A 4621-nucleotide genomic window follows, 5' to 3' on the forward strand; every position below is an offset into this window, starting at 1 on the left:
TGGCTTCTCGAAACACATGTGGCTTCTCAAGGAGGGGTTTTGGTGCAGCTCCCCCCCCCGGTTAGTCCTTGCGGGTGCGGTCAAGGCGCACATAGTTGATCACGCCAAGAACAGCCATGCCCACGGCGGTCAGAACCGGGCCGAGGGCGGGCGGGAAGAGCCAGGTGAGCCCCGCCTCCACGGTGTAGGCGATGAGGCGGCAGATAAGGTAGGTGCACACCGCCACGAAAAGCGCGTAGGCGACGATGATGCCGACCGGGCGGGGCTCGTAGCCTTCTCGTCGGGCGCGTAGAGCGGCACCCAGGGCGTTACCCAGGTACAGGGCGAGGGCACCGACGACGACAGCCGCGGTGAGGGCACCGTCGAGGAGCGTACGCGGGGTCAACGGTGCGGTGCCTGCCTCAGTGAAGAGGTTGAGGGTGCGCACTGCCGTGTAGGCGTAGCAGAAGATGACTGCCGCGCGGATGGTGAGGGGTAGGTTAGTCCAGAAGGTTTTCATGCGGCCCCTTTCGAGGTGGAGGGCGGGCTTCTGTCTGGGTGTTACCCCAAGGATACCTAAGAACGCCGGCCTGTGATGCGAATCAATAGCGTTTGGGCTGGTGTGTTCTGCGTGCGGGGCGCTGTTTTTATTGCACCGAGAAGCCACATGTGTTTCGAAAAGCAACATATTATGTGGCTTCTCGAAACACATGTGGCTTTTCGAGGAGGATGCGGGGCAGAATTTTTGTAATTACAGGATTCCGCCACCCCTACCCCGTGAGCCAGTGACCACCCAAGCAGCGGCAAACCGCCCGGGCTGCTAGGCTGCTGCTATGACCACAACTGACGAAACTCTCCCCCTGGGGCTCTACGAACACCTCAAGAGCGCATCGCTCATGAGCCGCACCATCCCTGAAGGCGCGCAATGGCAGGAAGAAATCCTCGAAAAGGACGACTACAACATCCCCGAACTGCTCACCCAGTTCTTCGCCACCCAGCTGGCCCCCGCCCTCGAAAGCCTCAAGACCCCCGCAGACCAGGTGGAACTCATCAACCGCATGATGGAGCTCCTGCCGCAGGATGCCGAAGAGCAGAACGATTCGTTGCTGACCGATGACGACAGCAACGTAATTCAGATGCGCGAGCTCGCCCTCACTGACGCAAAAACTACGCGCCCCGATATTCCTCTGAGTGACGTTGCTCTGATGACGAATACTTCTAAAGACCTGAATCTCAATACTGAAATTCAGAAAGAATTAGAAAGTGCAGACCGCGTAGATTTGCTCTGCTCATTTCTTAAAATGTCCGGCGTTAATAGTTTGAGTGAGCAGCTTAAAGCTATTAAAAATCGCGGTATCCCTTTCCGCATTATTACCACCACCTACATGGGCGCAACCGACCGCAAGGCTATCGACCGCCTCGTTGAAGAGTACGGTGCCGAGGTAAAAATCAGTTACCAGGGCGACAGCACCCGACTGCACGCGAAGGCCTGGCTGTTCCACCGCAATACCGGCATGTCCACCGGCTATGTGGGCAGCTCGAACCTGTCCAGTGCCGCACTCACTGACGGCCTGGAGTGGAATGTTCGCATCTCTAACCCGATTACACCCGGCCTGATCCGCCAGTTTGAAGGCCTGTTTGAAAGCTACTGGAAGAGCGGCGATTTTACCCTTTACACCGCCTCTGACCAGGAGAAACAGGAGTTGGATACTGCCCTGGCCAAGGCGGATATTACCGGCCGTAAAAGCAAGGGCCTGGAGTACGATATCGACTCGTCCCTGCTGGATGTGCACCCGTTCCCGCATCAGGTGCGCATGCTCGAAGAGATGCAGAACGCTCGTTCTAAGGGCCGCCACCGTAACCTCGCCGTGGCCGCAACCGGCACCGGCAAAACCGTGTTCTCGGCTCTCGATTACAAGCGCCTCTGCGAGCAGTACGGCAAAAAGCTGAAGCTGCTTTTCATTGCACACCGAAAAGAAATCCTTGACCAGGCGCGCCGTACTTTCGGCGACGTCATGCTTAAAGGTAATTTCGGTGAGCTCCTGACCGGCGGTAAAAAGCCTGAATACAATGAGGCTGTTTTTGCGACCATTCAAACCTTGTCAGGTGCCGCCCTCGAAAATTACGCGCCGGACTATTTCGACGTCATCATCATGGACGAATGCCACCATATTAAGGCTGCCAGCTGGGACAAAGTCTTCAACTATTTTGAGCCCCGCGAATTTATCGGCCTGACCGCAACACCCGAGCGAGAAGACGGGGTGAACATCGCCGACAAGTACTTTGACGGCTACGTGGCGACCTCAATCCGCCTGTGGGACGCACTCGAAGACCACCTCCTCGTACCCTTCCAGTACTTCGGTATTGCCGATGGCACCGACCTGCGCCGCATCAACGTTCGGGGCGGCAAATACGACGAAAACGCCCTTGAGAACCTGTACACCAAGGACGAGGCTGAACGCCGCCTGCGCATCATCGTGGAGGAGCTACGCGAGAAGGTCGACAACCCCCTGCGCATGAAGGCGCTCGGCTTCTGCGTGAGCGTGAAGCACGCCGAATACATGGCGCAGAAATTCAACGAGGTGGGTATTCCCGCCGACTTCTTGGTCGGTACAGATTCCGCCGAGCGCCGCGCCGAGGTCATGAAAAACCTTGCAGACGAAGCGCACGAGCTGACCACGATCTTCACCGTGGACCTGTTCAACGAGGGCGTCGATATTCCGAGCGTCGACACCCTCCTGATGCTACGCCCCACCCAGTCGCTCACCCTCTTCCTGCAGCAGTTGGGCCGCGGTCTGCGCCGCGCACCGTTGAAGTCTGTTCTGACGGTCCTCGACTTTGTGGGACATCAGAACAAGAACTTCATGATTCACAGCAAGTACCGCGCCTTTGCACGACAGGGTACCCTGACCGAGCAGGACATTGAGAGCCCTGAACTGCCGGCTGGCTGTCACTTCCACCTGGACGAAATGACTCAGAAGCAGGTCATCCAGAAGATTCGCGAGTCCCTACGCATGAACCAGAACGCCCTCATCGACACCGCAAAGAGCTACCTGGAAGATATGCGCCGAAACTCCACGGAACCCGATATTCGCCCCACCGTCATTGACTTCATCAACCGCTACGGGTTGGGACTGCCGCAGATTTACGGCCGTAGCAGCAAGATGACCCTGCCCGGTGTCGCTAAGCCCGTCGCAACGACCTGGACCAGCCTCCTGGCCGCGAGTGAACTGTACCCCGACCTGGTGGTTCCCTTCCAGGACAACGTGGCTGTCGAGACGAATAAGCGCGTCAAGGCACTCACGCACGTGCACGACACGTTCCGCATTAACGCATACCTGGAGCTGCTGAACACCGACATCCTGGAACAGGACATGACCGAAGAACAGCGCCGCCACGCATGGATGCTCCTGTTCTCCATCTGGCCGAAGGCCAAGTGGGACGGTTCTTCTGAGAAGTTTAGCCTCAACGAAGGCCTGGCAACTCTGCGCAAGAACCGCGGCATGCTGCAGGAGATGGAGAGCGTCTGGAACTTCAACGCCGGTACGGATACCACCTCCACCCTGCCGCTCTTTGAAGGCGAAGGCATCCCCCTACGCACTCACGCCCTCTACTCCCGCGAGGAACTATTCGCCGGACTGGGCGGCCAGGAGGAGAACTTCAAAGTACCCGGCGGCGTGGTCAACGGTGTTGTGCCCTTCGACCCGACGAATACCACCGCGCTACTGGTGACGCTGGAGAAATCTGAGAAGCACTTCTCCCCGGCCACCATGTACAAGGACTACGCCATCAGCACTGACGAGTTCGCATGGGACTCACAGAGCGCGACAACCCCCGAAAGTCCGACGGGCCAGCTCTTCCAGCATCACGAGGAGCGAGGCCGACGCATCGTGCTCTTCGCCCGCCAGCACAGGGAGAATAGGCTCGGCCCCGAACCCTACATGTGCTTGGGTACCGTGAAATACATTTCTCACGAGGGTTCTAAGCCGATGCATATTCGCTGGTCGTTAGACCGGCCGATGCCGGCGTCCATGTTCCAGATCGCGAAGATTGCCTCGTAGGCGCTGAATGAGCACAGTCAGGCGGCCCCGGATACGGAAGTGTTCGGGGCCGCCAGCTTTTTAGACCGAGGTTTTCGATAGGTTAGTGTCTTCACCGTGGGTCTTTAACCCGCAGTGAAGACACTAACCTATCGACGAAAAGGCTAAGGCATAACCCATAACCGGCTCTCACCTACCTGGCGCAGCCGGAGATTCGGTCATGGGTTACGGATTTGTGCCATAGGTTAGCGTCTTTGGTCGTAGTTAAAAACCATGGCAGAAGACGCTAAACCATGGCACAAATTCTGCTGAGGCGGCGCCTCCGCGGGCGCAGAGATATTTGATGCATAAAACATTGAGAAGCCCGAATAATGACCAACCACCGTCACCATCCTCAAAAGAATGCAAACGACGGCAAACATGCGGTAGGGTGGTAACTGTAGTGTCCATAACGCATTGATGCGTTTGTTGGGTGCGCTACGGGGCTGTTTTCCTTCCGGCAGCCGACGCGACCTGTGAATAACGGCCCGACTAGTAACTAAACAACACACCATCACCGATGATAGGAGCGCATCTTCTATGGATTCGACCATCTTTAATCG

Annotated in this window: 3 protein-coding genes; 1 reads left to right on the forward strand and 2 read right to left on the reverse strand. The window is 57.3% G+C overall.

What is annotated here, in order from left to right:
• Nucleotides 1-61 precede the first annotated feature (61 nt).
• Nucleotides 62-499 carry a hypothetical protein gene (locus HMPREF2971_RS03570; protein ID WP_070691367.1) on the reverse strand — a complete coding sequence of 146 codons (438 nt, stop codon included), beginning with the start codon at nt 497-499 and terminating at the stop codon, nt 62-64.
• 313 nt (nt 500-812) lie between these two features.
• Here HMPREF2971_RS03570 and HMPREF2971_RS03575 point away from each other — a divergent pair, with 313 nt between their 5' ends.
• Nucleotides 813-4040 (forward strand): DEAD/DEAH box helicase, encoded by a 3228-nt coding sequence (locus HMPREF2971_RS03575; protein WP_070691370.1) that lies wholly within the window; start codon nt 813-815, stop codon nt 4038-4040.
• Nucleotides 4041-4264: 224 nt separating this feature from the next.
• Here HMPREF2971_RS03575 and HMPREF2971_RS09340 read toward each other — a convergent pair.
• On the reverse strand, nt 4265-4621 hold a 357-nt coding region (locus HMPREF2971_RS09340; protein ID WP_210398870.1), incomplete at its 5' end, for a hypothetical protein.

This window comes from Rothia sp. HMSC066G07 (assembly GCF_001814485.1).
Taxonomy (GTDB): Bacteria; Actinomycetota; Actinomycetes; order Actinomycetales; family Micrococcaceae; genus Rothia.